This window comes from Kitasatospora sp. Root107, from assembly GCF_001424875.1.
GTDB lineage: Bacteria > Actinomycetota > Actinomycetes > Streptomycetales > Streptomycetaceae > Kitasatospora.
Genome location: NZ_LMCT01000028.1, coordinates 27,562 through 53,251, shown reverse-complemented (window position 1 = coordinate 53,251; position 25,690 = coordinate 27,562). Strand labels below are relative to the sequence as shown.

Here is a 25,690-nt window from a genome sequence, read left to right as displayed (position 1 = left end):
ACCCCACCCGGGGCAGCCCGGCGGGCGTCCACGGATCAAAAGGATGTCACCAGTCCGAGTTGGTCGCCCCCAGGCTCAGCAAGACCTGGTCGAAGGTGTTGCCGTCGTTGTCATCGGTGTACGACATCGCGAGTGTGCCGAACGGCGAGGAAGCCACCGCGACCTGCTCCTGCCGACCGCTCGTGACCTGGCTGACGGACTGGGCCGGCAGCCGTCCGGCGAAGGTGCCATCGGGGTTGAGGCCCCGGGCCCAGACCGCTGGATCGGTGCCGGTGACGCTCCAGCCGACCACGGCGTCGCGCTGGTCGTCGATGCCGACGGTGGGGTTGCCGGCTCCGGTTCCGGCTCCGGTTCCGCCGGAGACCTCGACCTCGGCCGAGCCGGCAGTGCCGGTCGCGGCGAACGACCGGGCCCAGACGCCACGGGTGCCGGTGTGATCGGACTCCCATGCCACCGCGAAGTCGCCGTTGAAGTCGGCGGCCACGGCCGGACGCTGCTGCTGCCCGCCGCCGAGGCTGTTGGCGCTGCGGCGGGTGAGTGCGACGGCCCCGTTCGCCTTGGCCAGCTTCACCAGACCGATCTGGTAGTAGCCGTTGTTGTCGGTGTCCTCGTCCCAGACGACGACGGCCTCGCCCGAGGCAGAGGTCGCGACGTCGGGGTTGTGGTGCGCGCCGCCGGCCGCGTTGACCGTCACCTCGTAGGCCTTCGTCGTGGTCCCGGTGAACCCGGCTGCCTTCACCGTCGCCGCCGCGGTGCCCTGGATGTCCTCCCACACCACGGAGAAGGCGACCGCGGTGGTGCTGCCCGGCGCGCCGTCCGGATCGACCGCGACGCGCGGATGGATCTGCTGGCCGTCGGCGCTCGCGTTGGCCTGGCCGGAGCCGAGGACCGCACCGGCCGGGGAGAGCACCCGGTAGGTGATGTTGTAGAGCCCGTTGCCGTCCGGGTCCTCCGCCCACACGACGACGGCGTTGCCCCGGTCGTCGAGTCCCACGTCGGGCTGGAGATGCCGCCAGGCCACGCCTGTCGTCCCGCCGGCCGAGAGCTTCGTCTCGTAGGCCGAGACGCCGTTGCGGAACATTCGCACCCACACGTCGCTGTGCGCGTTGTCACCCGGGTTGGTCGAGTCGCGGTCGTCCTCCCAGACCACCGCGACGTCGCCGAGGCGGTTGGCCGCGACCGAGGCGGAGTCCTGGTCACCGGTGGAGTCGCTGTTCGCGGTCGCCCAGGACGAGGGCCCCGCCGCCGAGGCCGGGGCGGCCATGGCGAGGACCACGGTGAAGCCGGCGACGGCTGCGCCGAGTACGGAGAGCTTACGCATCGGCCAACCCCGGCTGTCCGTCGTGGATGACAAAGGTCCGGGCGGTGGTCGCCGCCGCGCCGTGCTCGGTCACCGTCGCCACCGACCGGAAGTCGGCTGTGAGGTGCGACGGCGTGATGTGCGTACGGACGTATCCGCGCTGATTGGAGTAAAAGCGCAGATGCGGGTTGAGCGATCCGTTGGGGATCGTCGTGGTGGTGCTTCCGTTGCCGCCGCTGGTGATCGAGGTGCAGACGAGCTCGGAGCCGATCGTCGCCGACGACGGATTGGCGTAGTCGGCCTTGAGGTCGTTGCCCCACGACGCGTGCACGTCACCGGTGAGGACGACCGGGTTGCGTACGGCCCGGTCGATGATGCCCTGCTGGATCCGCGCCCGGCTGGCCCGGTACCCGTCCCAGGCATCCATGTTCATCGCGCCGGACGAGTTCACGTTGCGGGCGAAGAAGACCTGCTGGCCGATGAGGTCCCAGGTGCTCAGGTGCTGGCCGAGTCCGTCGAGCAGCCATGTCTCCTGGGCCGCGCCGGTGATCGAACGACCCGCCAGATCGGCGTCCGCGCAGACCTTCGTCCCGTCGCCGCAGGCCTGGTCGTCGCGGAACTGGCGGGTGTCGAGCATGTGGAAGGTGGCGAGGGTGCCCCAGCGGACCCGGCGGTAGAGCTGGATGCTGTTGCCGGCGGGCGCCGCGGCGGCCCGCAGCGGCATGTTCTCGAAGTAGGCCTGGTACGCGGCGGTGCGTCGCGCGGTCCACTGAGCCGCCGTCAGCACGGGGCTGCTGTCGGCGCGGACCATGTTGGCGTAGTTGTTCTCCACCTCGTGGTCGTCCGGCACCACCAACCACGGCGCGATCGCGTGCGCGGCCTGCAGGTCCGGGTCGGTGCGGTAGAGCGCATAGCGGCGGCGGTAGTCGGCCAGCGACACGATCTCGCTGCCGAGGTGCTGGCGCACCCCGCCGGAGCCGGCGCCACCCTCGTAGATGTAGTCGCCCAGGTGCAGGATCAGGTCGGGACGGTCGTCCGCCATCCGGCGGTAGGCGGTGTAGTAGCCCGACTCGTAGTGGGCGCACGAGGCGAAGGCCATCGTGAAGTCACGCCCGACCGTGGTCGGGGCCGGCGCGGTGCGGGTCCGGCCCACCGGGGAGAGGAATCCCTGGGCCCGGAACCGGTAGTAGTACTCAGCGTCCGGGGCGAGTCCACCGACCAGCACGTGCACCGAGTGGGCCTGGGCGTAGCGGGCGTTGACCGTACCGGAGTTGACGAGGGTGGTGAAGTTCGGGTCGGTCGACACCTGCCAGTCGACGGTGATGTCGGCGTTCGGCATGCCGCCCTGACCGTCCGCGTTGGTCGGCGCGGGAGCCAGACGCGTCCAGAGCACCACGCTGCTGTCGTCCGGTTCTCCGGAGGCGACGCCGAGCGTGAAGGGGAAGGGAGTGGAGGCGGCGGCCGACGGCTGGGCCATCGCCCCGAGTTGGAGCGTAGCGGCGCCCGCGGTGGTGAGCCCGCCTAGGAGGAAGATGCGGCGACTGAGGTTGCTCATGGCCGCCCATGCTCGCGGACGCAGGTGAACTTCCACCCTTGCAAGGAAGGCGGTCAAATGACTTGGTAGCGAAGTGAGTTGGTAAATACCCGCACGGTCAATGTCGGCATGTCGGCCTCGTGACCCCAAAGCCCTCATTCACTGTGGTGTACGACTGATAGCCGGGGACAGTCGGACCAGCCCGCAGAGGATCGCTACCTGCGAACCATGTCCGGGCTCGCGTGGGTCAGTCCCACCAGAACTCCCAGTAGTGGGTACCGATCAGCCTCTCGGCGTACGTGGCCAGGAGGTGCGGGTGGTTGCTCTGCCAGATGTTGTCCGGGCAGAAGGCGAAGTGCTCGGCCGCCACCAGCAGAGCTTCCTCTGCCGTTGTCGGAGGCGCGGCGACGCTCAGGTGGAGGGTTGCTGGGCCGATGGCGACCACGCGGGCGCCGAAGCGCTGCTCCCAACCGCGCACGACGGCGGAGAACTTGGCGGTGTCGTTGTCGTAGTTGAGCGGCCCGTCCCAACCCGCGGCGGTGAGCGCCTCGGAGCCCGTTTCGGCCGCGACGAGTCCCAGCCGTGACTGCGGCCGACGGGAAGCGAAGTGTTCCGCGTACTCGGCGGCCATCGCGTCCGGGTCCAGAGGTGACCGGGGAGCGGGCGCAAGTCCGGGCCAGAGCCGGCCGAAGGGTGCGGTTACCGCCTGGCGTTCTTCCGTCGAAAGCATGTCGTCGTCTTCGTCAAGAGTGGTGTAGTCCTTCCACCATTTAGCGAGGAGTTCGGCCGGGTCGTGGATGTCGGGCGAGGACATCCGTTCCGGGAAGAGTTCTCCCGTCCCCCAAGGGCTGGACTCGCTGTCGAGAGGATCCCTGGAGTCGAGCAGCAGAGGCCACAGGCCTGTGCGGGCGTGTTCGGCGCGCATGCGCGCCCACAGTCCCGCGGCAGCCGGTCCGTCGCTCAGCCAGCGGGGCTGCCGATCTCCGTCGCCCTCATCCGAGGTGATCATCCGACCTGGCTGGAGGAAGGTGCCGACTGAGAAGAGCAGTTCAGGGTCCATGCGGCCGGATGGTAATCCTGAGATCTGACAGCCCCGGCGGCCGTTCCGCAAACCTGTCGCGGCGTCAGTTCTCGGGGTGCAGAACTGCTTCGGCGATCTGCTGCACTCGTTCCATCGTGATGCCCGTCCGTTGCTCGACCGCGAGCGGATGGTCGGTCGGCTCCAGTTCGATGAACGGGCGCTCACCCACCGGGCGCGTGTGGAGCATCGTCTTGAGGTTGATCGTCGAGGGTGAGTACAGGAACAGTTCCGTCGACAGCCAACCGAAGTAGGGCGGCTCGGTCTCACGGCCGGCCGTCTCCCACAGGTCGCTCGCCCGGTCGAAGTTCGGCCGGCTCAGTGACACCCACACGCCCCATGAGAAGACGTCGTCCGAGCCGATGACCGGTATCTCGATGAGTCCTTGGACGAAGAATGACTCGTCCTGGATCACGCACTGGTCCGGGGACAGCACGCTCTTGGAGTCGCCACCCATCTCGGGCAGCCAGTACGCGGGAGCGGGGCTGGAGAAGTTGAGGGGGATCTCTGCGTGATGCTCACCGCAGCACGTGCAGGTGAAACCGTTCTTGGCCGACATGACGCCGAGACTAGCCGTCCCCGTCTTGGCTCCGCCGCCGCCCCACCCACACGCCCTTGCTTCAGGTCGACTTCGCACAGCGGGGCACCGGGAAGTTCGACAGCTCGGCGACCTCACCGTGTCGTAGGGGGCAGGCACAATCGGCGCATGGCTGCGACGTTTGTCGACCTTGGAACGGTCACTGTGCCCTCCGGTGTGCTGGTGCTGGGCAAGGCCGGATGGATTGACTACTGGCGGGAGTTGGGGCAACCGCTGTCAGACCGTGCCAGGGCAGCCGCGGCCTCTGGAGGTGGCCATCTCCGGGACTGGCTCTGTGAGGCGGTCGCGGTGCCTGCCGCCGACAATCGGCCGTTGAGGGTGAGGGCAAGCACCTCGCCGTCCCCGTTCGACGATGAGTCGGCGATCGCGATGTTGGAGATCGAGCTCGGTCTGCCCTGGCCCGACACCTTGGACCGGTCGCTGCCGGTGAGGCTCGGGGATCTGCCCGTTGACCGGTGCGGCATGGTCGTCGGCGACGCCGTGGGACTGGACGCGTGGACGGGAATGGACGCCGAGTCGGCCGACGGGCTCGCCGATGTCTTCTACTGGGGCCTGCACGCGGACGACGCGCACGCGCTCTTCGGCGGCGAGCGAATCCCGCAGTACGACGAGGTCGGGCCGCACGGCTGGCTCGACCTCCCGGTGGCCGAGGCGGCTGCCCGCGCAGCCGAACTAACCGCTTGGTGCGACCACCTCCACGGCAAGGGCCTCATGGTCTCGATCGACAAGCACACCGACTTCCACCGTTTTCGGCGGGCCGGGTGGTCCCATCCGCTCCGCGTCGGAGCGATCGAGGTTGGCGGCCACCAGGTACTCGGCATCGAATGGGACCAAGGCGACCACTCGATGAGGCACCGAGGCGAACGGGACGCCGGCCAGGTGTATCCCGTCACTCTCGAAGCCGACGAGGCCGGCGAGACAGTAATGCGATGGACCATCCCGCCCTACGACGACGAAGACGAGTAGCGCTCCACCTCTGGGATCCCGCAACGGCGGTGGGACGGCCCCGAACCGGCATGGGTGAAAGGCCAACTGCCCGTACCCCTGCGGTAGCGGGTGCGCGGCCTACCACCACCTCTGCAAGGCCCTGGTCAGCAGCGACTACGACCGCACCACCATCCCGGTTTGCCCACTCTGGTCGGTGCCCGCCGAGCAGGCCACCGAACCGCGCCTGGTCGACCTGCGCTCACCGCCCGCGGCTGAGCACGCCCGTGCTGAATGCATGACAGATCCGGGCCGACAGGCCACCTGGCGCCCGGGCGGAGAGTCAGCTCTGCGTGAGCGACCCACCGCCCCCGCGCGCTTCCACTGCTGCGGCCAGGTTCGCTGCCACGACCTGCGCAAGGGGGTGGCTCTCCCCGAGAATCCGCACCGTGTCATCCAAGGTCTGCTCGAACAGCGGGATGGCCCTGCCCAGGTCCCCCGCCACCCGGTAGGCGTAGCGAGGTTGTGGCGAGCGATAAGCGCGCCGGTGTGGTCCTCGCCCAGCACTCGCCCCATGTCCTGCGCCGTCTGCCACCAGGAACCCGCCGTCTTCTGCTGGGAGATCAGTCATCTCCCGCCGTGGCCCCGGACCGTGACGGTGGGCCGGGAGCTGACGCATCACCAGAGGCCAGGGTGTCGCGAGCCGCAGGATCACGCGTACCGGTCAGGTGTCAGTTCCAGGGTGGCTTGCCGGCACCTTCCGCCCAGAGGGCGAGGGCGCGCTGGTCGACGGCGCGGATGCCGACCTGTTGGCAGAAGGCGGCGGCGGCCTTGGTGAAGGTACTGGTGGTGACGACGACGGCAAGGTCGCAGCGGTGGACGTCACGGTAGGTGCCGTTCACCTTCTGCACGTCCTGCGAGCCCACGAAGGTGCGCGGTCCGTAGCGCTTGGCCTGGATGAGGATCCGTCTGCCGTTCGGGGTGGTGGCGAGGACATCGGCGGCCAGGTCGCCGGCCCCGCCGACGACGGTGACCTTCGTGCAGCCGTCCCGGCGGCACAGCACCGCGAGTGCGTGCTCGAAGTCCTTGGGGCTCATGGTGAGAAACGGGCCGATGTGCCGAAGCTGGGCGGCGTGCGCCTCGAAGGCCCGGCGGTCTGCCAACTGCCGCCGTCGGATCACCGCGCCGGTGACGGCCAGGGCGAGGGCCAGCAGCGTGAGCAGGAGCAGCAGGTGGTGGGCGAGCCAGGTCACCGCGAGGACTACCAGGATGCTGCCGCCGAGGGCGAGACCACCCAGCAGCGTCTTGTCGTCACGGGCTTGCCGGGCCCGGCGGGCCGCGGTGCGGCGGCGTCGTGCAGGTCTGCGCGCCACGGTGTCCCCCTCGATGCACGTGTGCCCGTGATCGTAGGTTCAGGCCTGGTTCAACGGCCCTGGAACGGCGAGCTTGCTCCTGCCGTTGTGGCCGGGTTGACCGGATCACGATGGTCGGCGGCCGAACCACCCACCCTGGCGGGGCTGGTTTGTCGAAGCGGCCCCGCACCGGGCCGGCTCCCTGCCATGCTCACCCAGAGTCTTCGCACGGTGACCTGGGGTGGGGAATGCACTACACGATCAGCGCGACCGCACTGCTGGCGGTCATCATCTTCCTCCGCCTTCGGCGGCGTACCGAGGCCCGCTCCCGCAACGACGAGACGGTGACCGTGCTCAGTGCCGCCACTCTCGGCATCCTGATCGCCGCTACTCCCCTGGGCGAAGCCGTCCTCCAACTCGTCAACGCCGCCACCAACGCCACCCACTGATCCAGGCACAGGTCTGCCGGGCCCTTCGGGGCCACCCGGAAAGGCCGACGGGCCGTCAATTCGAGGCGTACGGCCGCCCCTTGACCCCCAATTGACCTGCCCTTTATCGACTCGCGTACCGCCCGGCTGCGCCCGCGCACCAAGGGTTGACGGCGTCCCGGCATAGGTCTATACCAGTGGCAGTTACGTCAACTTCGGCTTGGTAGCCGACCGTTGACCCGGCCGCGCACCCCCACGTCAGTTCCGCGCATCCGGGCCGCCGTCCTCGCCGCCTCCTGGAGAGGTTCCCGATGGAACGCGCACTTCCCCCACACACCCCTGCATCCGGCCCGCCCGACTCCCCCGCGCTCCGCCGCCGTCCGCGCCGGGCCGTCGCGGTCGCCCTGTCCGTGTTCGGCTTGCTGGCCGGCGGGATCACCGCCGTTACCGCGACTGGTACGGCCAACGCCGCCGCCGGGATCGGCTCCAACTGGTACGCCTCCGCGCCGTACCTGATGCCCGAGGACAACAGCCCGCCGAACGCCGCCGCCGTGATGGACGCGACCGGCCAGAAGGCGTTCCAGCTGGCGTTCATCCTGGCCCAGGGCAGCAGCTGCAGTCCGGCCTGGGGCGGGACGTCCTCGATCGACTCCGACACCACCATGCCGTCCGTGATCCAGACCATCCGCAACAAGGGCGGCGACGTCTCGGTGTCGGTGGGCGGCTACGGCGGCACCAAGCTCGGCCAGACCTGTGGCACCCCGGAGGCGACCGCCGCCGCGTACCAGAAGGTCGTGACCAAGTACGGCCTCAAGGCGATCGACTTCGACCTCGAGGAGCCGGAGTACGAGAACACCGCCGCGATCCACAACGAGATCGGCGCGGCCCGGATCCTGCAGCAGAACAACCCGGGCATGTACATCTCCATCACCACCGCGGGCACCGGTGCCGGCACCGGCTGGTTCGGCACCCAGATGCTGCTGGAGGCGAAGTCCCAGGGCTTCACTCCCGACAACTACTCGATCATGCCGTTCGACGGCGGCTTCAACGGTGCGGCGGCGCAGACCGACGCACTGGTGAAGTTCAACGGCATCCTGCAGAGCACCTTCGGCTGGAACGAGACCACCGCGTACGCCCACGAGGGCGTCTCGCTGATGAACGGCCGCACCGACGCCGCCGAGTACTTCCGGCAGGCCGACTTCCAGACCGTGCTGGACTTCGCGACCGCCCACAAACTGGCCCGCTACACCTACTGGTCCGTCAACCGCGACCGCCAGTGCGCCGGCACCGTGGACCCTGGCCTGTCCGGCGCCTGCTCCAGCGTCGTGCAGAACGACTGGGACTTCACCAAGTTCACGGTGAAGTTCGCCGGAGCGACCCCACCCACCACCACACCCAGCGCCTCACCCAGCACCAGCCCGAGCCCGAGCCCGAGCCCGTCCGGCGGCACCTGCTCGGCCGCGCCGAGCTGGAGCGCGACCACCACCTACGCCACCGCGGGCACCAAGGTCTCCTGGAAGGGCCACTACTGGACCAACAAGTGGTGGACCCTGAACGAGGACCCGACCCTCAGCGGCCAGTGGGGCGTCTGGGCCGACAACGGCACCTGCTGAACCCGGCCGGAACCGCCGGCTGCACCACTGGACTCCGGAACGACGGACNGGAGCGACCCCACCCACCACCACACCCAGCGCCTCACCCAGCACCAGCCCGAGCCCGAGCCCGAGCCCGTCCGGCGGCACCTGGCGCAGTGTCAGGCGACGCGCCGGAGAGCGGGACGATCGCAGGCCACCCTGACGGATTCCTCTGGCCCATGCCGGAACACTGAGTCACCGGTCGCTCGATTTGCGAACGTGGCAGGTGGGTGAAGCCGACGGTAGGTCGGGGTGCGACCCGCGGCCGCTCAACCGAGGATGGGCATGATCGCACCCACTCCTTCCGATACCTGGCCGCCGGGGACCACGACGGTTCCAACAGTCGACTGCACACCTGATCAGCCCAACCGCGTGACGCGGGCCTGGGAACTGCTGCGGGATTCCCGGCGCCGCGATCGATGCCAGTGCCCACAGACGAACACGGAGGCGCGTCATGAACGAGTCGATGATGAACCTGGCGGTGGATTACCCGCTCCTGAACATGTTCTGGACCATGCTGATGCTCTTCCTATGGGTGCTCTGGTTCATGTTGCTCTTCCGGATCATCGGCGACATCTTCCGCGACGATGACCTGGGCGGCTGGGGCAAGGCGGGGTGGACCATCTTCGTCATCCTCCTGCCCTTCCTCGGGGTGTTCGTGTACCTGATCGCCCGCGGGCGTGGGATGGGTGAACGCGAGCTGGCCCGGGTCCAGCGCAACGAGCGGGAGTTCCGCTCCTACGTGCAGCAGACCGCCGGAGGCGGCAGTCCGGCGGAGGAGCTAGCCCGGCTCGCCGAGCTCAAGAACAAGGGCGACATCACGGCTGCCGAGTTCGAGCAGGCCAAGGCCAAGGTTCTCGCATAAGCCGGAGCCAGGAAGCGTGGCAGCGGAAACCGCCGAGCGGTTGTGAGGTGCGTTGCAATGGTGCTCGACCTGCTCTTCATCGGCCTGGTCATCACGCTGTACCCGTTGCCGATCGCAGCATTCGTCGTGGTCGTGTCGGCCCCCCTCGGGCTGCGGAAGGGGCTGGCGTTCATCCTCGCCTGGCTCACGTGCCTGGTAGCGGTGATCGCCATCGTGCTGCTCCTCACCGACGGGCAGCCGCCCCCTCCGCGCTCCCCTACCTCCACCTCCGTCCTCGTGGTCAAGCTGGCGCTCGGGCTCGGACTGATCGTGTACAGCGAGCGCAAGCGGCGTCAGCGACGTAGAACCGCTGCCCACAACAGCGCGGCGGATGAGAAGCCGGTGGCATCCAAGAGCCCGAAGAGCTCCAGGATGGACAACATCACGGTCTGGTCCGCGGCCTCGCTCGCCGTGCTCCTCCAGCCCTGGGGAATGGTCGGCGTCGCCGCCACCACGGTGGTGACGGCCGACCTCGCCCACGCTCAATCGTTCCTGGCGCTCCTGGCCTTCTGCGTCCTGGCCACTTCCAGCCTGCTGACCATGGAGCTGTACATGGTGTTCGCGCCGCAGAGGGCACAGCAGGCCCTGGCGGACCTGCGCGCATGGCTGGAACGTCACAAGGAACAGGCGATCGTCGTCACCTGCCTCGTCCTCGGCCTGTGGACCGTGGGCAGGAGTCTGTACGAGCTCACCGCCTGAGCTCCCCGGCAGGTCAGGGGCAGGCGGCGGCCGGGTCGTCGTGGGCGAGCGCGCAGATCATCTGTGCGCCGCGCCGGTGATCGGGGTACGTCGTGAGCAGCTCGGCCTTGAAGTCGTTCCACTGACGGGTGAGCTCGGCGCCGGCCCCGGCCGTCGCGCGGCGGAAGTTGTCGCCCGTCCTCGCGCGCGGGGAGGCGGCCGTGTCCTTGTTCAGGGTGCCGTTGTGGGCGACGCGGCCGTCGCAGTCGGCGGGTTTGACGCCGGTGGAGTCGATGTCGGGGTAGCAGCCGGTGGTGAGGTCCGCAGGGATCCGCTCCCGCGCGTCGCGGGTCCAGTCGGCGTCCTTCATGGCGCTGTAGTGGCGGATGTCGAGGAACGGCACGAGGTCCGTACGCCCGCCCCAGGCCGGGCGGGTTGCCGAGGCCGATCGGTCCGAAGGCGGGCCGGTCGCTCCAGTTGGAGTGCGAGTAGAAGTCCTCGATCGGGTGCCAGCCGCGGCCGAGCTGTTCCAGGACGGCGCATTTGGCCGGCCCGGGCTTCTCGTCCCACGTGCAGGGGGAGGAAAGGTCGCTCTGGTCGGCGCGCACCGTGCCGTCGGCACCGACGAGGCCGTCGGCGGCCCGGACCGCATTGCGGAAGCGGGCCACGGAGGTACGGATGCAGGCGAGAAGCTCCGTGGTGGCCTCGTCCCGGGTACGCGGGTAGTCGGCGGCGTAGCGGGGGTCGAGGTAGTCGGCGTTGTCGCAGTGCAGGGGTCCCAGGTCGAAATAGGGGCGGCGGTCATCGGCGTTGATCGCCCCGTCGCGGGCATCGGCCATCGCGGTCAGCGTGATGGGCTCCCAGGGCAGTGCGGCCCGGGTGATGTCCTCGTGGTTGTCACCGGTGAAGGCATGGGCGGGGCCGCCCGGCACGATACTCAGGGCAGCTGCCAGGAGAGCTGCGACAGCCGCGGAGCGGGTGCGTGACGGTGGGATGATGGCCATGCCTCCATCCTGCGAGCCCGGATCGGCCCCCGCCCGCCAGGGTTGGCACTGGCCGGCGGCGGGTATCAGGTCGGCCGTTACGAGGGTGCGAAGGACGATCGCCATGGCAGGGACTCGGCAGATCTTGTTCATCCAGGGCGGCGGCACGGGCGCGCACGACGAATGGGACGACAAGCTGGTCGACAGCCTGAGGCGAGCCCTCGGGGACGAGCACGAGGTCCGCTACCCGCGGATGCCCGACGAGGGCGACCCGAGTTACGCCCGGTGGGGCCCGGCGATCCGGTCCGAGCTGGCGGACCTGGAGGACGGCGCGGTCGTGGCAGGCCATTCGGTGGGCGGGACGATCCTCGTCCATGCACTGGCCGAGCAGTTGCCGGAGCGCAGGCTTGCGGCGATCGTGCTGATTGCCGCCCCGTTCGTCGGTCAGGGTGGTTGGCCAGGCGACGAGTTCGAGCTGCCCGGCGACCTCGGCGCGAGACTGCCGCACGGCGCGCGGGTGCACGTCTTCCACGGACTTGAGGACGACACGGCACCACCGTCACATGCCGACCTCTATGCCCGCGTGATTCCACAGGCGCAGGTGCATCGGCTGCCCGGGCGCGATCACCAGTTGAACAACGATCTGAGCGAAGTGGCCAAGGCGATCAGCCCCGACAAACCCTGAACCCTTCAGCCGCGCTCCCGAACGCTGTCCCTGCAACGGAGGGCGTAACGCTGTCGAAACTATTGACACGTCAATTGTGAGCGTTAACACTCGTGCAACAGACGGGCGCCGCAGCCGGCGACGCACGCCCACGCAGAGCCCAACACCCCTCGTGCGCGGATCCCTTGGCCGCCGTACCCCCGGCGCCTGTCACCACCGACCCCGTCCCCCGCAGGACATGATGGCCGGGGACGCAGCGAACGTGACGCGATCGCCCGCACCGCCGGGCAGTGCCTGCTGCGCTGCCCACTGATCCCCATCCCCGACTTCTTCTCTCACGGACCATGGAGTTCGCCATGCCGGCTCACCCCTTCAGCCGCCGCACCATGATCAAGGCGACCGGCGTGGCGGCCGCAGCCGCCGCAGCCGGCCCCGTCCTCGGCTCCGTCTCCGCCGCGGCGGAGACATCCCCGGTCAGGTCCGATGTCGGAGTGTCGACGTTCCCGTTCGACCTGGGTCAGGTCCGGCTCACCAGCAGCCGATGGCTCGACAACCAGAACCGCACCCTGGCCTACCTCCGCTTCGTCGACGTCGACCGCCTGCTGTACAACTTCCGCGCCAACCACCGGCTCTCCACCAACGCCGCAGCCCCGACCGGAGGTTGGGACGACCCGGCGTTCCCCTTCCGCACCCACGTGCAGGGCCACTTCCTCACGGCGTGGGCCCAGGCCGCCACCGCACTCGGCGACACCACCTGCCGCGACAAGGCCAACCAGATGGTGGCCGAACTCGCCAAGTGCCAGGCCAACAACGCCACCGCGGGCTTCTCGGCCGGCTACCTCTCGGGCTTCCCCGAGGCCGACTTCGCCAACCTCGAAGCGGGCAAGCTGAGCAACGGCAACGTCCCGTACTACTGCATCCACAAGACCATGGCCGGTCTGCTCGACGTGTGGCGCCTCATGGGCAGCACGCAGGCCCGCGACGTGCTCCTCGCGCTCGCCGGCTGGGTCGACCGACGCACCGCCGCGCTCAGCTACAGCACGATGCAGTCCTTGATGGGCACCGAGTTCGGCGGCATGAACGAAGTGCTGGCCGATCTCTACCAACAGACCGGCGACGCACGCTGGCTGACCACCGCTCAGCGGTTCGACCACGCCGCGGTCTTCGACCCCCTCGCCGCGAACCTGGACCAACTCAACGGTATACATGCCAACACGCAGGTGCCCAAGTGGATCGGAGCCGTCCGCGAGTACAAGGCCACCGGGACGACCCGCTACCGCGACATCGCCACCAACGCCTGGGCGATCACCACTGGCGCGCATACTTACGCCATCGGCGGCAACAGCCAGGCGGAGCACTTCCGAGCCGCGAACGCGATCTCCGGCTACCTCAACGACGACACCTGCGAGCTCTGCAACTCCTACAACATGCTCAAGCTGACCCGGGAACTGTGGCAGCTGAACCCCGACCGGGCCTCATACTTCGACTTCTACGAGAAGGCGCTGCTCAACCACGTCATCGGCGCCCAGAACCCGGCCGATCCGCACGGACACATCACCTACTTCAGTTCCCTCAACCCGGGCGGCCGCCGCGGCAAGGGCCCGGCCTGGGGCGGCGGCACCTGGAGCACCGACTACGGCACCTTCTGGTGCTGCCAGGGGACGGGCGTCGAGTCCAACACCAAGCTGATGGACTCGATCTACTTCCACGACGGCACCACCCTCACGGTGAACCTGTTCCTCCCCTCGGTCCTGGACTGGACCCAGCGAGGCATCACGGTCACCCAGACCACCGCGTACCCGGCCGAGGACACCACGACGCTCAAGTTCACCGGCAGCGTCGGCGGGACCTGGTCGATCCGCGTCCGCATCCCCGCCTGGACCTCGGGCGCCACCGTCAGCGTCAACGGCGTCGCCCAGAGCGTCGTGGCCACCCCGGGCACCTACGCCACCCTCACCCGGTCCTGGACCTCCGGCGACACCGTCACCGTGAAGCTCCCCATGCGGGTGGCCCTCCAGGCCGCCAACGACAACCCCGGTGTCGCGGCGATCACCTACGGCCCCGCCGTGCTGGCCGGCAACTACGGCAGCACCGCGCTGTCCGCCCTCCCGGCCCTGGTCCCCTCCTCGGTCACCCGGACCAGCAGCACCGCACTCGCTTTCACGGCCACTGCCAACGGAGCGACCGTCAACCTCGGCCCCTTCCACGACGCCCAGGGCTTCAACTACAACGTCTACTGGCGGACCGACACCACGGGCTTCCGTCTCGTCAACGCAGCCAGCGGACTCGTCCTCGGCATCCAGAACATGTCCACCGCCGACGGCGGCCTCGCCCTGCAGTGGGCCGACACCGGCACCGCCGACCACAACTGGGCGCTCATCGTCGACGGCACCGCACTGCGGCTGCGCAACCTCAACAGCGGCAAGGTGCTCGGCGTGAAGGACATGTCCGACGCCGACAACGCCCCGATCCTCCAGTGGGCCGACAGCGGCACCGCCGACCACCGGTGGACCGTCGTCGACGCCGGCAACGGCTACCACAAGCTCCAGAACGTCCACACCGCCAAGCTGCTCGGCATCGCGGGCGGCTCCACCGCCCAGGGCGCCGCAGCCGTACAGGTGCCCGACAGCGGCGCCCTCTCCGGCCAGTGGCAGTTCGCCCCCGACGGTGCCAGGCGCATCCAGAACGTCGCCAGCGGGCGGGTGCTCGGCGTGCAGTCCATGTCCACCGCCGACGGGGGCCTCGCCGTCCAGTGGGACGACAACGGCACCGCCGACCACCTCTGGACGGCCGTCCTCGACACCGGCGGCTACCTGCGCCTGCGCAACTCCAACAGCGGCAAGGTCCTCGCCGTGGAGAACGGCGGCACCGCCAACGGCGCCCGGATCGTCCAGTGGGCGGACAACGGCACCGCCGACCACCGGTGGCGCCTGCGCCACGGCGGCGGCGACACCTTCAGGATCCAGTGCGCCAACAGCGGCCGCGTCCTCGGCGTCTCCGGCGCCTCCACCGCCAACGGCGCCCAGGCCGTCCTCTGGGACGACAACGGCACCAACGACCACCTGTGGCGCTTCATCTGACCCGGCGTCGAGTCGCGCCGTCGCCACCGGCCGATCGCGACGACAGGTAGAAAGCCCGCACCACCCTGCCGACCGTCGGCGGGCCCCGACCCTGGGGCCCGCCGACGGTTCGTGCCGTCGGGGCAAGACCGTGAGGCCCTGCCGGTACCCGTCATGTTGTCTCCTCTGATCACATTCAGGCAGGGGCGCCCGTGCAACGGCATGGGGGCGCCCCTGCGGGTGGGGGAACGTGAATCCGGACCGGCACCACAGAGGCGAAGGCCCGGAACAGGTGCGTGAGATGTGAGCGCTAACAATCTGATGTCTGACAACTCCCCTGCGGCTTGGGGAGGTTGGTGGTGACGTCCGGAGAAAAGCACGGCGCCCGAACGCTCGTCAAGGGAGCCGTCACCGAGAGGAAAGTCCACCCGCCGGGCCGCGCGGCTCTGACCTGGGCCGCCTCGGTAAAAAGTTCAACGACCGCCGTGGTGGCCGCTTGTGGCCACGCGGGAACACCTTGACGTGCCCTCAACTGCTCTCCACTCTATGGTCCGGAGGCGCCCCTGCCGTGCCCGGTGGTGACGGCGGCAGGCCACCCCGCGCCCCACGGCGATCTGGCGGCGGATCGTGATCTCGACCCCACGAAGGTTCCCTTCGTGGCCCCCACCCCGTGATCCGAACAACGGAGGCGCAGCCATGCGCGTACCAAACGTTCCCTCCCGCAAGATCGGTGCCCTACTCGCCACCGGCGTCCTGGGCCTCACAGTCGCCGTCACCGCGACCACCGTCCCCGTCGCGGCTGCGGCCGCCGGCACCCTGGGCGGTGCCGCCGCCCAGAGCGGCCGGTACTACGGCGCCGCCGTGGCGGCGGGCCGGCTCGGCGAGGCGGCCTATGTCGCGGCCCTGGACCAGGAGTTCAACGCCGTGACCCCGGAGAACGAGATGAAGTGGGACGCCACCGAGCCGTCCCGCAACTCCTTCACCTACGGCGGCGCCGACCAGATCGTCAACCACGCCGTCAGCAAGGGCATGAAGGTGCGTGGCCACACGCTGGTGTGGCACTCCCAACTCCCCTCCTGGGTACAGAACCTGAGCAACGCCACCGACGTCCGGTCGGCGATGAACAACCACATCGCCAACGTGGCGGGCCGTTACAAGGGCAAGATCTACGCCTGGGACGTGGTCAACGAGGCGTTCACCGACGGCGGCCCCGTCGGCAGCCTGCGCACCTCGGTCTTCCAGCAGAAGCTCGGCAACGGCTTCATCGAGGAGGCGTTCCGCGCCGCCCGGGCGGCGGACCCCGGCGCCAAGCTCTGCTACAACGACTACAACATCGACGACGCCACCGCGGCCAAGACCCAGGGCGTCTACAACATGGTCCGCGACTTCAAGGCGCGCGGCGTCCCGATCGACTGCGTCGGTCTCCAGTCGCACTTCGGCCAGGTGCCGGGCAACTACCAGCAGAACCTTGCCCAGTTCGCCGCCCTCGGCGTCGACGTGCAGATCACCGAACTCGACATCTCCGGCTCGGGAACCGCCCAGGCCGACGCCTACCGCGCCGTCACCCGAGCCTGCATGGCGGTCGCCCGCTGCACCGGCACGACCACCTGGGGCGTCACCGACAAGTACTCCTGGCGCGCCTCCGACACGCCCCTCCTCCTCGACGGCAACTACGGGAAGAAGCCTGCCTACTACGCCGTCCTGGACACTCTGAACGCCACCACCCCGGCCGGCGGCAGTGCGATCAAGGGTGTCGCTTCGGGCCGGTGCCTGGACGTCACGGGTGCCTCGCAGACCAACGGTGCGCAGGCGCAGATCTGGGACTGCAGCGGGCAGTCCAACCAGCAGTGGACCGTGACGGCCGCCGGTGAGCTGCGGGTGTACGGGAACAAGTGCCTGGACGTGAACGGCCGGGGCACCACGGACGGCACGAGCGTGATCATCTGGGACTGCAGCGGGCAGTCCAACCAGCAGTGGCGGCTCAACGCCGACGGCACCATCGCCGCGGTCGGCGCGGGCAAGTGCCTGGACGTCACCGCCAAGGCCACGGCGAACGGCAGCAAGCTCGCCATCTGGACCTGCAACGGCGGCGACAACCAGCGCTGGACCCGCACCTGACCGGCCTCCGAACTAGTGCCGGGGGCGGCACTAGATAGTGATCGGCGCGCGCCGAGGGTCGCGCGCCGGTCCTCGCCCGGCCGGGGGTGCCTCGGGGCGCTCCCGGCCGGGTCGTCGGAACCCACCCGGTCCCCCGGTCATGCGTGCGCTGACCGTCCGTCATTTTTTCGTTGAGAAGTTCGCCACCAGGGAGCCGTATGTCGCACACCGCAAAACCGAGCTGGACCCGTCGGATCGCCGCGCAGTTCCTCACGCTCGTACTCGCCCTGGCCGGGCTGGCCGCCATCGGCGGCAGGCCGTCGCCGGTGCCGCTGCACTCGGAGCCGGCGGCCGTCAGCACCACCCAGATCGGTGTCACCCCGCCGCCGCTCGGCTGGGCCTCCTGGAACACCTTCGCCAGCAGTATCGATTTCAACGTCATCAAGCAGCAGGCCGACGCCATGGTCTCCTCGGGCATGGCTGCCGCCGGGTACAACTACATCAACCTCGACGACGGCTGGTGGCAGGGCGCTCGCGACGCGAGCGGCAACATCGCTGTGAGCGAGAGTCTGTGGCCAGGAGGCATGAAGGCCGTCGCCGACTACCTCCACGGCAAGGGCCTCAAGGCCGGCATCTACACCGACGCGGGCAAGCAGGGCTGTGGCTTCTACTACCCGACCACCCGGCCCGCCGCCCCCAACACCGGCATGGAGGGCCACTACCAGCAGGACCTGGAGACCTTCCAGCGCTGGGGCTTCGACTACGTCAAGATCGACTTCTGTGGCGGTCGGGTGGAAGGGCTGAACCAGGAGGCGACGTACAAGGCGATCGACGCCGCCCACGAGGCCGCGAGCGCCGTCACCGGCCGCAGGCTCGTCCTGTCGGTCTGCGAGTGGGGAACCGGCCTGACCTGGAACTGGGCAACGGGTACCGGCGACCTGTGGCGTACCAGCAACGACATCATCTTCTACGGCCAGACCGCGGACACGGCCAAGATGCTCACCAACTTCGACCAGGGAATCCACCCGGCGGCGCAGCACACCGGTTACACCAACGACCTCGACATGATGATGGTCGGGATGAACGGCCTGAACGCCGCTCAGAACCGGCTTCACATGAGCCTGTGGGCGATATCCGGGGCACCGCTGCTGACGGGCAACAACCTGGCCACGATGAGCACCACCACCCGCGACATCCTCACCCAGCCCGAGGTCCTCGCCATCGACCAGGACGCGCGCGGGCTGCAGGGCGTCAAGGTGGCCGAGGACACCAGGAACCTCCAGGTGTACTCCAAAGTGCTCTCCGGAACCGGCAAGCGTGCCGTACTACTGCTCAACCGCACCGGATCCTCCGCCCAGATGACCGTCCGCTGGGCCGACCTCGGCCTGACCACGGCCACCACCTCGGTGCGCAACGTCTGGTCGCGCGCCGACGCCGGATCGTTCGCCACCGGCTACACCACCACCGTCCCGGCGAACGACGCGGTGCTCCTGACCGTCTCCGGCACCGAGGCGGCCGGCGCCACCTTCGAGGACACCTCGACCGCCACCACACCGACCTTCACCGGCGTCACCGCCGGCGCGGCGGGCACCAAGCTGGTGGACATCAGCTACGCCAACGGCGGCAGCTCCGCCCGCAAGGCCACCATCCAGGTCAACGGCCAGTACGCGTACGAGGTGTCCTTCCCGCCCACCGGCTCCGCCGCGACCTACCGGACCGTGTCCGTCCTCGCCCACCTGGCCAGAAGCGCGAACACGGTGCGCTTCGCCACCGTCCCGGGCAGCACCGCGCCCGACATCGACGCCGTCCGCGTCCAGGACATCCCCGGCACCGACGGCGTCGCCCTGGTGACCGCCACGGCCAACCGCTGTGTCGACTTCGCGATGAACACTGTCGCCAACGGCAGCCAGGCCATCCTGTGGGACTGTTCCGGCGGCCGGAACGAGACCTTCACCCGGACCTCGCGGGGCGAGCTCGTCGTCTACGGCAACAAGTGCCTGGACGCGGAGGGGGGCAGCGCGGCGAACGGCACCAAGGTCGTCCTGTGGGACTGCACCAACGGCACGAACCAGAAGTGGACCGTCAACTCCAACGGCAGTGTCACCAACAACGCGTCGGGCCTGTGCCTCGACGCCGAGGGCGGCGCGGCCGCCAACGGCACCAGGATGATCCTGTGGAGCTGCAACGGCCAGAACAACCAGAGGTGGACGCTCAACTGACGCCTCCTGCAGTCACGTTGACACCGAAGAAGGCATGACCCCGAGCGCGGGCAACCGGAACCACCGGCTGTCCGCGCTCGGTGGCGGGCCTTTCCGCCACGGTCGGGGGACTTCGTCCCGTGACAGGGCGTCATCTGCCCGGCACCGCACAGGATTTGCAGGATCTCCGCAGCCGTCAGGATCCGGCTGACGGCTGCGAACGGATCACGCCGGCACCAGCTGCCACTGCTGGTTGGCGCCGCCGCCGGAGGTGTACTGCACGACCTTGGCGTTGTCGCCGCTGTCCCAGTTGTACACGTCCGCCACCAGCCCGCTGTCGTGGCTGACGACGGTGAAGTACCCGTCGCCGGTCGGTCGCAGGTACCACTGCTGGTTGGTACCGCTGCTGGAGGTCCACTGCTGGAGCTGGAGCCCGACGGTCTGGGAGTAGCCGTTGACGTCGAGCACCTTGCCGCTGCTGACGTACCTCAGTGTGTACGCGCCCCCGGGGGCGGTGTCGATGGTCCAGGCGCCGCCGTCCGTCCTCTGGACGATCGACGCGCCGTCCGTGGTCGCCCCGCCGGCCACCGCGAGCGGCTTGCCGCTGTAGCGGTTGACGATGCGGTAGTCCGTGCCCGCCACGGGTTGGTCGGCGACCTCGAAGCGGTCGACGGTGGCCCAGTCGTGCGTCGCGGCGGCCCGCTGGGTACCGGTGACGCGCACGCGGATCGTGTGCGTGCCGGAGGCGAGTCGGGGGCTGGTCCACACCGGGGCGTCGCTGGTGCGCACCGCCGAGTACTCGTCGACCACCGCCTCGGCCCCGCCGTCGACGGAGATGCCCACCATGCCGTGGCTCGGCGCAGTCACGGCATGCAGCGTGACGCCGGTGCCGACGAAGTTCAGCGTCGCCGTGTCGCCCGTGACGTCACTGTAGGAGTTCGTGCCGGCGTACGGGCCGGTCTCGCCGCTCGCGTGACCCCAAGTGCCGTTGTAGGTCACCGCGGTGGCAGCGTCGTCCACGTTGGTCGGCGCGTTGCCCAGATTGAGGTACTCGACCGAGTCGGTGAACGTGGTGCTGCCCGACTTCGTGGTCGACAGGACCAGGTGGACGCGGGTGCCGCCGGCCGGCGCGGGTGAGGGGTTCGTTTCCGGACGCGATGACCACGCCGTCGGGCCGGTCGAGTCGCGCCGTCCAGGTGAAGCCGACGGAGGTGTCGCTGAAGCCGTCGTTGAAGACGGTGACGTTCCGGGTGATCGTCTTGCCGTAGGAGTAGGTGTCCACCGCCCGCGGGAGCGGGAAGGTGCCGTCCTGGTCCGACACGCCGGAGGCCGACCAGTAGGGCAGGTCGATCGCGGCCACCGGGTTGAACGCGGCCTGGATCCGCTGGATCTGCGGGTTGCTCCACGGGGCGGAGAGGTTGTCCTCGCCGTAGACGGGGTGGCCGCCCTCCTCCGGGACGAAGTCGGTGCTCCGCACCCCGGGTACGAAGCCGGCCCAGCCGGACAGCAGGGTGTAGGGGCGCAGGTCGCTGGCATCCTTGGCGCGCTTGGCGGCCGTTGCGGTGGCGAACCACTCGAAGCCCTGCTTGGTGTTGGACTTGTTCCAGACGTACTCGCCCTCACCCTCGGGCCGGCCGGCCAGCGAGGGGAGCGCCTCGCCGTACGCGCCGATGCCGTCGACGTAGTGCGAGAAGACGGCGAAGTTGCCGTTCAGCATGTTGGGGTACGGGTTGGTGTTCCAGGCGGTGTCGACGCTGACCGGCCGGGTGCCGTCGTTGCCGTTCATCGCCGCGTACAGGTCCTTCTCGAACGACTCGGAGTCGAAGGTGCTGAGGTCCGCCTCGTTGCTCTGGCTCCAGCGGATGATCGCCGGGTGGTTGCGGTCCCGCAGGGTCAGCGCCCGGGCGTGGTTCACCATGTTGTCGTGCCCGGCGACGAAGTCCTGGCAGCTGCAGGTGCCGCGGATCGCGGTCTCGTCGATGACCATCAGGCCCATCTCGTCGGCCACGTCGAGCATGTACGGGCTGCCCGGCTCCTGGTGGATGCGGACCACGTTGTAGTTGAGCCGCTGGTAGTTGTCGACCGCCTGCGGCCAGCCGCCGTTGCCCGTGGAGGGCGGGAGGAAGCCGGGCAGCGTGTCGTAGGCGTCGCCCTTGCCGCCGTTGTCGATCCGGTCGTAGTCCGCGCCCTGCAGGCTGTCACCACGGAAGTTCACCCGCACGCCGTTGAGGTGGTAGTACTCGCCGTTCTGGGTGGTCTCCCGGAACCCGAACCGGTATCCGGCGTCGCTGGTGCGGCCGTCGTCGGTGGAAGCGTGCACGGACAGCTTGTGCAGCTGGGCGCGGTACCCGGCGCGGTAGGGCACGTTCGGCCACCAGTACGAGGCGGAGCCGAGGTTCCACGCCACCGGGCCGACCGTCACCTTGGCGGTCGAGTGGGCGGCCACGGTGACCGTACGGCTGGGCAGCGCCGGGTAGTTGAACGACCCACCGCTGTCCGAGGCGAGCGCGCCGGTCAGCGTCACCGACCGCGAGCTGCCGGAGGTGTTCGTCACGGACACGTCGTAGGTGAGGGTCTGGTTGGTCACCGAGGTGCGGACGAACGAGTCGCTGACGTACACCGCCGGATACACGCGCAGGGCCGCCGAGCGGTAGATGCCCTGGGGGATCGCCTCGGACCAGTTGGCAGCGTCGGGAACCAGGGTCTGGCTCCCGTTCATCAGGGCGTAGCGGCCCTTCACGTTCACGCTGATCGTGTGGGTGGTGCCGGGGGCGGCGAAGGCGGATATGTCGAAGTTCGACGGCGTGAAGGAGGTGGTCTGGGTGCCGACCACCTGCCCGTCCACCGACAGCGTCGCCTGATGGTTCACCGCGCCGAACTCGATCCACACCGACTGCGGCTGCCCCGTGTTCGGCACGGTCACGGTTCGCGAGTACGTCGCCTCGTTCACGTCGGTGAAGCCCTGCTTGTACCAGCCGCCGCCGGGCACGTTGATCGACGTCGCCGAGCGGCCCTTCGGCGTGAAGCTCCACGTTCCAGCCAGGTCGACCGACGTGATCGCACCGTTGCCCGTGGTGAACCCGTTGACGTCCGACACCGCTGCGGCGGACGCCGGCTGTGGCGTCGTCAGGACCGCGGCAAGCAGTGTCGCGACGACCGCGAACAGATGTACGGCCGATCGCCGGCGTGGTGGCGGGCTGTGCTGCTGGTGCATGGTGACCTCTCGGTGGGTGGGTCCAGAAAGATGTGAGCGCTAACATCGGCAGGCCGACGGAATCCCGACTGTCCATGCCGGATTGGCGGACGCGACCGACGACCGACTCGGGTCCGTCCCGGACCCCGTCAGTTCACGTCGTCGCACAAGGCGCCGGCGATGAACGTAAATCCGCCCCGGTGTGCCGTCAAGTACTGCTGCAGCAGCAGATCCTGGGGCCCATTCGCGGGTGACGACTCCCTGCCGCTGTCCCTGCACTCCCTCGGCCAGCGGCCGCCCCCGGTCTGGACGGAGGCGCCCCGAAAAGTTCGGGCTCGGGCGGCAACCTTCTGCGGAGCAGCGGCAACTGACGGGCGATCCACAAAACGGCCGGAGCAAGGAGCAGCCCATGAACGAGACGGACCCCACCGCGGGCGGACACAGCCGGCACGCAGGCGCGGCCGACGGCGAGCGACCCAGGCGTGGCCGCCACCGCCGACGCCGGACGATGATCGGTCTGGCGCTGGGCGTGCCCGCCGTCCTCGGTCCCTACCTGCTGTTCGTCCAGGCCGATTCGGAGGCCGCGACGGTGGACCCCGATGCCTACTACGAGCTGGTGTCCGTCCGCAGCGACAAGGTGTTGGACGTGCCCGGGGCGGACACGGCGGACGGTGCCTGGGCCCGGCAGCAGAGTCGGGTGACCGGTGCCGCGAGTCAGCAGTGGCGGCTGAAGCTCGTGGAGGGTGGCTACTACGAGCTGGTGAACCGCAACAGCGGCAAGGTCCTCGGCGTGCGGGGAGCTTCCACCGCCTCGACCGCCGCCGTCGAACAGCAGGCCGACCGCGGGGCCGCCGCGCAGCAGTGGAGGATGGAGAACGTCGGCGGTGCGGCCGTCAAGTTCGTCTCCCGGAGCAGCGGCCTGGTACTGGACGTGTGGGGCGGCTCGAGCGGCGACGGCGTGCCTCTCGTCCAGTACGCCGACAAGGGCAGCACCAATCAGCGGTGGAAGCTGGTGAAGTCGGGCGGCGCGGGCGGGTACACCTGGCACAACGCGCAGATCGTCGGTGGCGGCTTCGTCACCGGTCTGGTCTTCAACCCCACCCGCAAGGACCTGCTGTACGCCCGGACCGACATCGGCGGCGCGTACCGCTGGGACACGGCCGCCGGGCAGTGGACCTCCCTGACCGACTGGATCGGCGGGGGCGACTGGAACCTGCTGGGGATCGAGAGCCTGGCCACCGACCCGGTCGACCCGAACCGCCTGTACATCGCGAGCGGCACCTACACCAACGACTGGGCGGGCAACGGCGCGATCCTGCGCTCCACCGACCAGGGCAGGACGTTCCAGCGCACCGACCTGCCGTTCAAGCTGGGCGGCAACGAGGACGGCCGCTCCATGGGCGAGCGGCTGATGGTGGACCCGTCCGACCACAGCAGGCTCTACCTGGGCACCCGCAAGAACGGGCTGTGGCGCAGCACCGACTTCGGCGTGACGTGGAGTCAGGTCGGCAGCTTCCCCGTCAAGAACGGTGCGAGCAGCGGCGTCGGCCTGTCCTTCGTGACCTTCGGCCCGTCCGGCAGCAGGACGATCTACGTCGGCGTGGCCGACAGGTCGACCTCGCTGTACCGCTCCACCGACGACGGTGCCAGCTGGCAGGCCGTGCACGGCCAGCCCACGGGGCAGCTGCCGCAGCACGGCGTGCTGTCCGGCGACGGCTCGCTCTACCTGACGTACACCAACGCGCCCGGCCCGAACGGGGTGACGGCCGGTTCGGTGTGGAAGTACACGCCGTCCTCCGGGGCGTGGAAGAACGTCTCGCCGTCCAGCGGCAGTTACGGCTTCGCCGGAATGGCGGTCGACCCACAGCACCCGTCCACGGTGATGGTCACCACCCTGGACCGCTGGTGGCCCTCGGACGAGCTGTACCGCTCGACCGACGGCGGCGCCTCCTGGAAGGCGCTCGGCGCGACCTCGGTGCGGGACAGCTCCGCGGCGCCGTACGTGGGGAACGGCATCGGACACTGGATGGGTGCGATGGCGATCGACCCCTTCGACTCCGGGCGCGTGCTGTACGGCACCGGATCGGGGATGTGGGGCAGCCGCGACGTGACCGAGGCGGACAGCGGGCGCCCGACGCACTGGACGGTCCCGGCCAAGGGCCTGGAGGAGACCGCGGTGCTCGGGCTGGCCAAGCCCCCGGGCCTCCCGCTGATCAGTGCGCTCGGCGACGTCAGCGGGTTCCGGCACGAGGACCTGACCAAGGTGCCCGCCCAGGCGCTCTCCGGACCGCAGTTCACCAACACCACCGGGATCGACTTCGCCCAGGCGAAGCCCGGGTTCATGGTCCGGGTCGGCCTCGGCGGCGCCCAGCACGGCGCCTGGTCGACCGACGGCGGAGCCGCCTGGACCCCCTTCACCGGGGTCCCGGTCGGCGGCGCCGGTGGCGGGACGGCGGCGGTCTCGGCGGACGGCGGCACCGTGATGTGGACTCCGGCCGGCCAACGGCCCTACCTCTCCACCAACCGCGGCTCGACCTGGACGGCCGCTTCCGGCCTGCCCGTTGACACTGCCGTGGTGGCCGACCGTTCGACGGCGAACACCTTCTACGCCCTGAGCGGCGGCACCCTGTTCGCGAGCACCGACGGCGGCCGGAGCTTCACCGCCCGAGCCACCGGCCTGGGCGGCGGAACCCTCAAGGCGACCCCGGGGGTCGCCGGTGACCTGTGGATCGCCGGCGGGGACAAGGGCCTCCTGCGCTCCACCGACGGCGGGGCGGGCTTCACCAAGTCGGCCGGCGTACAGAAGGCCGACGGCATCGGCTTCGGCAAGGCGGCCCCGGGCGCCGCTCACCAGGCCCTCTACCTGAGCGGAACGGTGCAGGGCGTCACCGGCCTGTTCCGCTCCATCGACGGCGGGCAGGCCTGGGTCCGGATCAACGACGACCAGCACCAGTTCGGCGGCAGCGTCATCAGCGTCATCGCGGGCGACCCCGACGTGTACGGCCGGGTCTACCTCGGCGGTTACGGCCGGGGCGTGGTCTACGGCGATCTGTCCTGACGGGCACT

18 protein-coding genes are annotated in these 25,690 nt (G+C 69.5%); 10 read left to right on the top strand and 8 right to left on the bottom strand.

Annotated features, from left to right (window positions below):
• Nucleotides 1–46: 46 nt before the first annotated feature.
• The 4 genes from ASC99_RS23680 to ASC99_RS23665 form a co-directional block, all read right to left on the bottom strand.
• Complete coding sequence (locus tag ASC99_RS23680; protein ID WP_057235333.1) at nt 47–1,321, bottom strand: hypothetical protein; 1,275 nt, start codon at nt 1,319–1,321, stop codon at nt 47–49.
• The gene (locus ASC99_RS23675; protein ID WP_057235331.1) at nt 1,314–2,855 is read right to left on the bottom strand and encodes an alkaline phosphatase; all 1,542 of its coding nucleotides are present in this window, start codon (nt 2,853–2,855) and stop codon (nt 1,314–1,316) included. Before ASC99_RS23675 ends, ASC99_RS23680 begins: the two co-directional genes overlap by 8 nt.
• 226 nt (nt 2,856–3,081) lie before the next feature.
• On the bottom strand, nt 3,082–3,894 hold the full coding sequence (locus ASC99_RS23670; RefSeq protein WP_057235330.1) for a DUF4253 domain-containing protein: 813 nt from the start codon (nt 3,892–3,894) through the stop codon (nt 3,082–3,084).
• A gap of 64 nt (nt 3,895–3,958) precedes the next feature.
• Nucleotides 3,959–4,471: a DUF2199 domain-containing protein gene (locus tag ASC99_RS23665; RefSeq protein ID WP_057235328.1), complete on the bottom strand. Its 513-nt coding sequence runs from the start codon at nt 4,469–4,471 to the stop codon at nt 3,959–3,961.
• A gap of 147 nt (nt 4,472–4,618) precedes the next feature.
• Here ASC99_RS23665 and ASC99_RS37630 point away from each other — a divergent pair, with 147 nt between their 5' ends.
• A complete protein-coding gene (locus tag ASC99_RS37630) occupies nt 4,619–5,476 on the top strand; it encodes a hypothetical protein (RefSeq protein ID WP_082598571.1) in 858 nt (285 codons plus the stop codon).
• Nucleotides 5,477–6,165: 689 nt separating this feature from the next.
• Here the strand turns inward: ASC99_RS37630 and ASC99_RS40985 are convergent.
• Entirely contained in the window at nt 6,166–6,807 is a 642-nt protein-coding gene (locus ASC99_RS40985; protein WP_057235326.1) for a restriction endonuclease, read from the bottom strand.
• Between the two features lie 227 nt (nt 6,808–7,034).
• Here ASC99_RS40985 and ASC99_RS23650 point away from each other — a divergent pair, with 227 nt between their 5' ends.
• From ASC99_RS23650 to ASC99_RS23635, 4 genes are all read left to right on the top strand, one after another.
• Complete coding sequence (locus ASC99_RS23650) at nt 7,035–7,235, top strand: hypothetical protein (RefSeq protein ID WP_057235324.1); 201 nt, start codon at nt 7,035–7,037, stop codon at nt 7,233–7,235.
• Nucleotides 7,236–7,525: 290 nt separating this feature from the next.
• Nucleotides 7,526–8,827: a chitinase gene (locus ASC99_RS23645; protein WP_082598570.1), complete on the top strand. Its 1,302-nt coding sequence runs from the start codon at nt 7,526–7,528 to the stop codon at nt 8,825–8,827.
• A gap of 475 nt (nt 8,828–9,302) precedes the next feature.
• Nucleotides 9,303–9,713 (top strand): SHOCT domain-containing protein, encoded by a 411-nt coding sequence (locus ASC99_RS23640; RefSeq protein ID WP_057235322.1) that lies wholly within the window; start codon nt 9,303–9,305, stop codon nt 9,711–9,713.
• A 57-nt stretch (nt 9,714–9,770) separates the two neighbouring features.
• Nucleotides 9,771–10,451, top strand: coding sequence for a GAP family protein (locus ASC99_RS23635; protein ID WP_057235320.1), 681 nt, complete (start codon nt 9,771–9,773; stop codon nt 10,449–10,451).
• 13 nt (nt 10,452–10,464) lie between these two features.
• Here ASC99_RS23635 and ASC99_RS23630 read toward each other — a convergent pair whose 3' ends face one another.
• Nucleotides 10,465–10,833: a hypothetical protein gene (locus ASC99_RS23630; protein WP_057235318.1), complete on the bottom strand. Its 369-nt coding sequence runs from the start codon at nt 10,831–10,833 to the stop codon at nt 10,465–10,467.
• A gap of 704 nt (nt 10,834–11,537) precedes the next feature.
• On the opposite strand from ASC99_RS23630, the gene ASC99_RS23625 reads away from it, so the two are divergent.
• The 4 genes from ASC99_RS23625 (at nt 11,538) to ASC99_RS23610 (ending at nt 19,452) form a co-directional block, all read left to right on the top strand.
• Nucleotides 11,538–12,098, top strand: a complete 561-nt coding sequence (locus ASC99_RS23625; RefSeq protein ID WP_057235316.1) for an alpha/beta fold hydrolase — start codon at nt 11,538–11,540, stop codon at nt 12,096–12,098.
• Between the two features lie 335 nt (nt 12,099–12,433).
• Nucleotides 12,434–15,157: a beta-L-arabinofuranosidase domain-containing protein gene (locus tag ASC99_RS23620; RefSeq protein WP_057235314.1), complete on the top strand. Its 2,724-nt coding sequence runs from the start codon at nt 12,434–12,436 to the stop codon at nt 15,155–15,157.
• A 675-nt stretch (nt 15,158–15,832) separates the two neighbouring features.
• Nucleotides 15,833–17,254 (top strand): lectin, encoded by a 1,422-nt coding sequence (locus tag ASC99_RS23615; protein WP_057235312.1) that lies wholly within the window; start codon nt 15,833–15,835, stop codon nt 17,252–17,254.
• 197 nt (nt 17,255–17,451) lie between these two features.
• Nucleotides 17,452–19,452: a lectin gene (locus ASC99_RS23610; protein ID WP_057235310.1), complete on the top strand. Its 2,001-nt coding sequence runs from the start codon at nt 17,452–17,454 to the stop codon at nt 19,450–19,452.
• A gap of 204 nt (nt 19,453–19,656) precedes the next feature.
• Here ASC99_RS23610 and ASC99_RS40980 read toward each other — a convergent pair whose 3' ends face one another.
• Together ASC99_RS40980 and ASC99_RS23605 are read right to left on the bottom strand one after the other, a co-directional pair.
• Complete coding sequence (locus ASC99_RS40980) at nt 19,657–20,298, bottom strand: RICIN domain-containing protein (protein ID WP_235583106.1); 642 nt, start codon at nt 20,296–20,298, stop codon at nt 19,657–19,659.
• A 58-nt stretch (nt 20,299–20,356) separates the two neighbouring features.
• Nucleotides 20,357–22,528 (bottom strand): glycoside hydrolase family 2 TIM barrel-domain containing protein, encoded by a 2,172-nt coding sequence (locus ASC99_RS23605; protein ID WP_235583105.1) that lies wholly within the window; start codon nt 22,526–22,528, stop codon nt 20,357–20,359.
• A gap of 604 nt (nt 22,529–23,132) precedes the next feature.
• Here ASC99_RS23605 and ASC99_RS23600 point away from each other — a divergent pair.
• Nucleotides 23,133–25,682, top strand: coding sequence for an RICIN domain-containing protein (locus ASC99_RS23600; protein WP_057235405.1), 2,550 nt, complete (start codon nt 23,133–23,135; stop codon nt 25,680–25,682).
• Nucleotides 25,683–25,690 lie beyond the last annotated feature (8 nt).

What these genes read in the sequence shown, in the direction of transcription:
- ASC99_RS23670 (WP_057235330.1), bottom strand. Translation starts at nt 3,894, where the DNA reads ATGGACCCTGAACTGCTCTTCTCAGTCGGCACCTTCCTCCAGCCAGGT.
- ASC99_RS23610 (WP_057235310.1), top strand. Translation starts at nt 17,452, where the DNA reads ATGTCGCACACCGCAAAACCGAGCTGGACCCGTCGGATCGCCGCGCAG.
- ASC99_RS23600 (WP_057235405.1), top strand. Translation starts at nt 23,133, where the DNA reads ATGATCGGTCTGGCGCTGGGCGTGCCCGCCGTCCTCGGTCCCTACCTG.
- ASC99_RS23620 (WP_057235314.1), top strand. Translation starts at nt 12,434, where the DNA reads ATGCCGGCTCACCCCTTCAGCCGCCGCACCATGATCAAGGCGACCGGC.
- ASC99_RS23635 (WP_057235320.1), top strand. Translation starts at nt 9,771, where the DNA reads ATGGTGCTCGACCTGCTCTTCATCGGCCTGGTCATCACGCTGTACCCG.
- ASC99_RS23675 (WP_057235331.1), bottom strand. Translation starts at nt 2,855, where the DNA reads ATGAGCAACCTCAGTCGCCGCATCTTCCTCCTAGGCGGGCTCACCACC.
- ASC99_RS23665 (WP_057235328.1), bottom strand. Translation starts at nt 4,471, where the DNA reads ATGTCGGCCAAGAACGGTTTCACCTGCACGTGCTGCGGTGAGCATCAC.
- ASC99_RS23640 (WP_057235322.1), top strand. Translation starts at nt 9,303, where the DNA reads ATGAACGAGTCGATGATGAACCTGGCGGTGGATTACCCGCTCCTGAAC.
- ASC99_RS23625 (WP_057235316.1), top strand. Translation starts at nt 11,538, where the DNA reads ATGGCAGGGACTCGGCAGATCTTGTTCATCCAGGGCGGCGGCACGGGC.
- ASC99_RS23615 (WP_057235312.1), top strand. Translation starts at nt 15,833, where the DNA reads ATGCGCGTACCAAACGTTCCCTCCCGCAAGATCGGTGCCCTACTCGCC.
- ASC99_RS23680 (WP_057235333.1), bottom strand. Translation starts at nt 1,321, where the DNA reads ATGCGTAAGCTCTCCGTACTCGGCGCAGCCGTCGCCGGCTTCACCGTG.
- ASC99_RS37630 (WP_082598571.1), top strand. Translation starts at nt 4,619, where the DNA reads ATGGCTGCGACGTTTGTCGACCTTGGAACGGTCACTGTGCCCTCCGGT.
- ASC99_RS23650 (WP_057235324.1), top strand. Translation starts at nt 7,035, where the DNA reads ATGCACTACACGATCAGCGCGACCGCACTGCTGGCGGTCATCATCTTC.
- ASC99_RS23645 (WP_082598570.1), top strand. Translation starts at nt 7,526, where the DNA reads ATGGAACGCGCACTTCCCCCACACACCCCTGCATCCGGCCCGCCCGAC.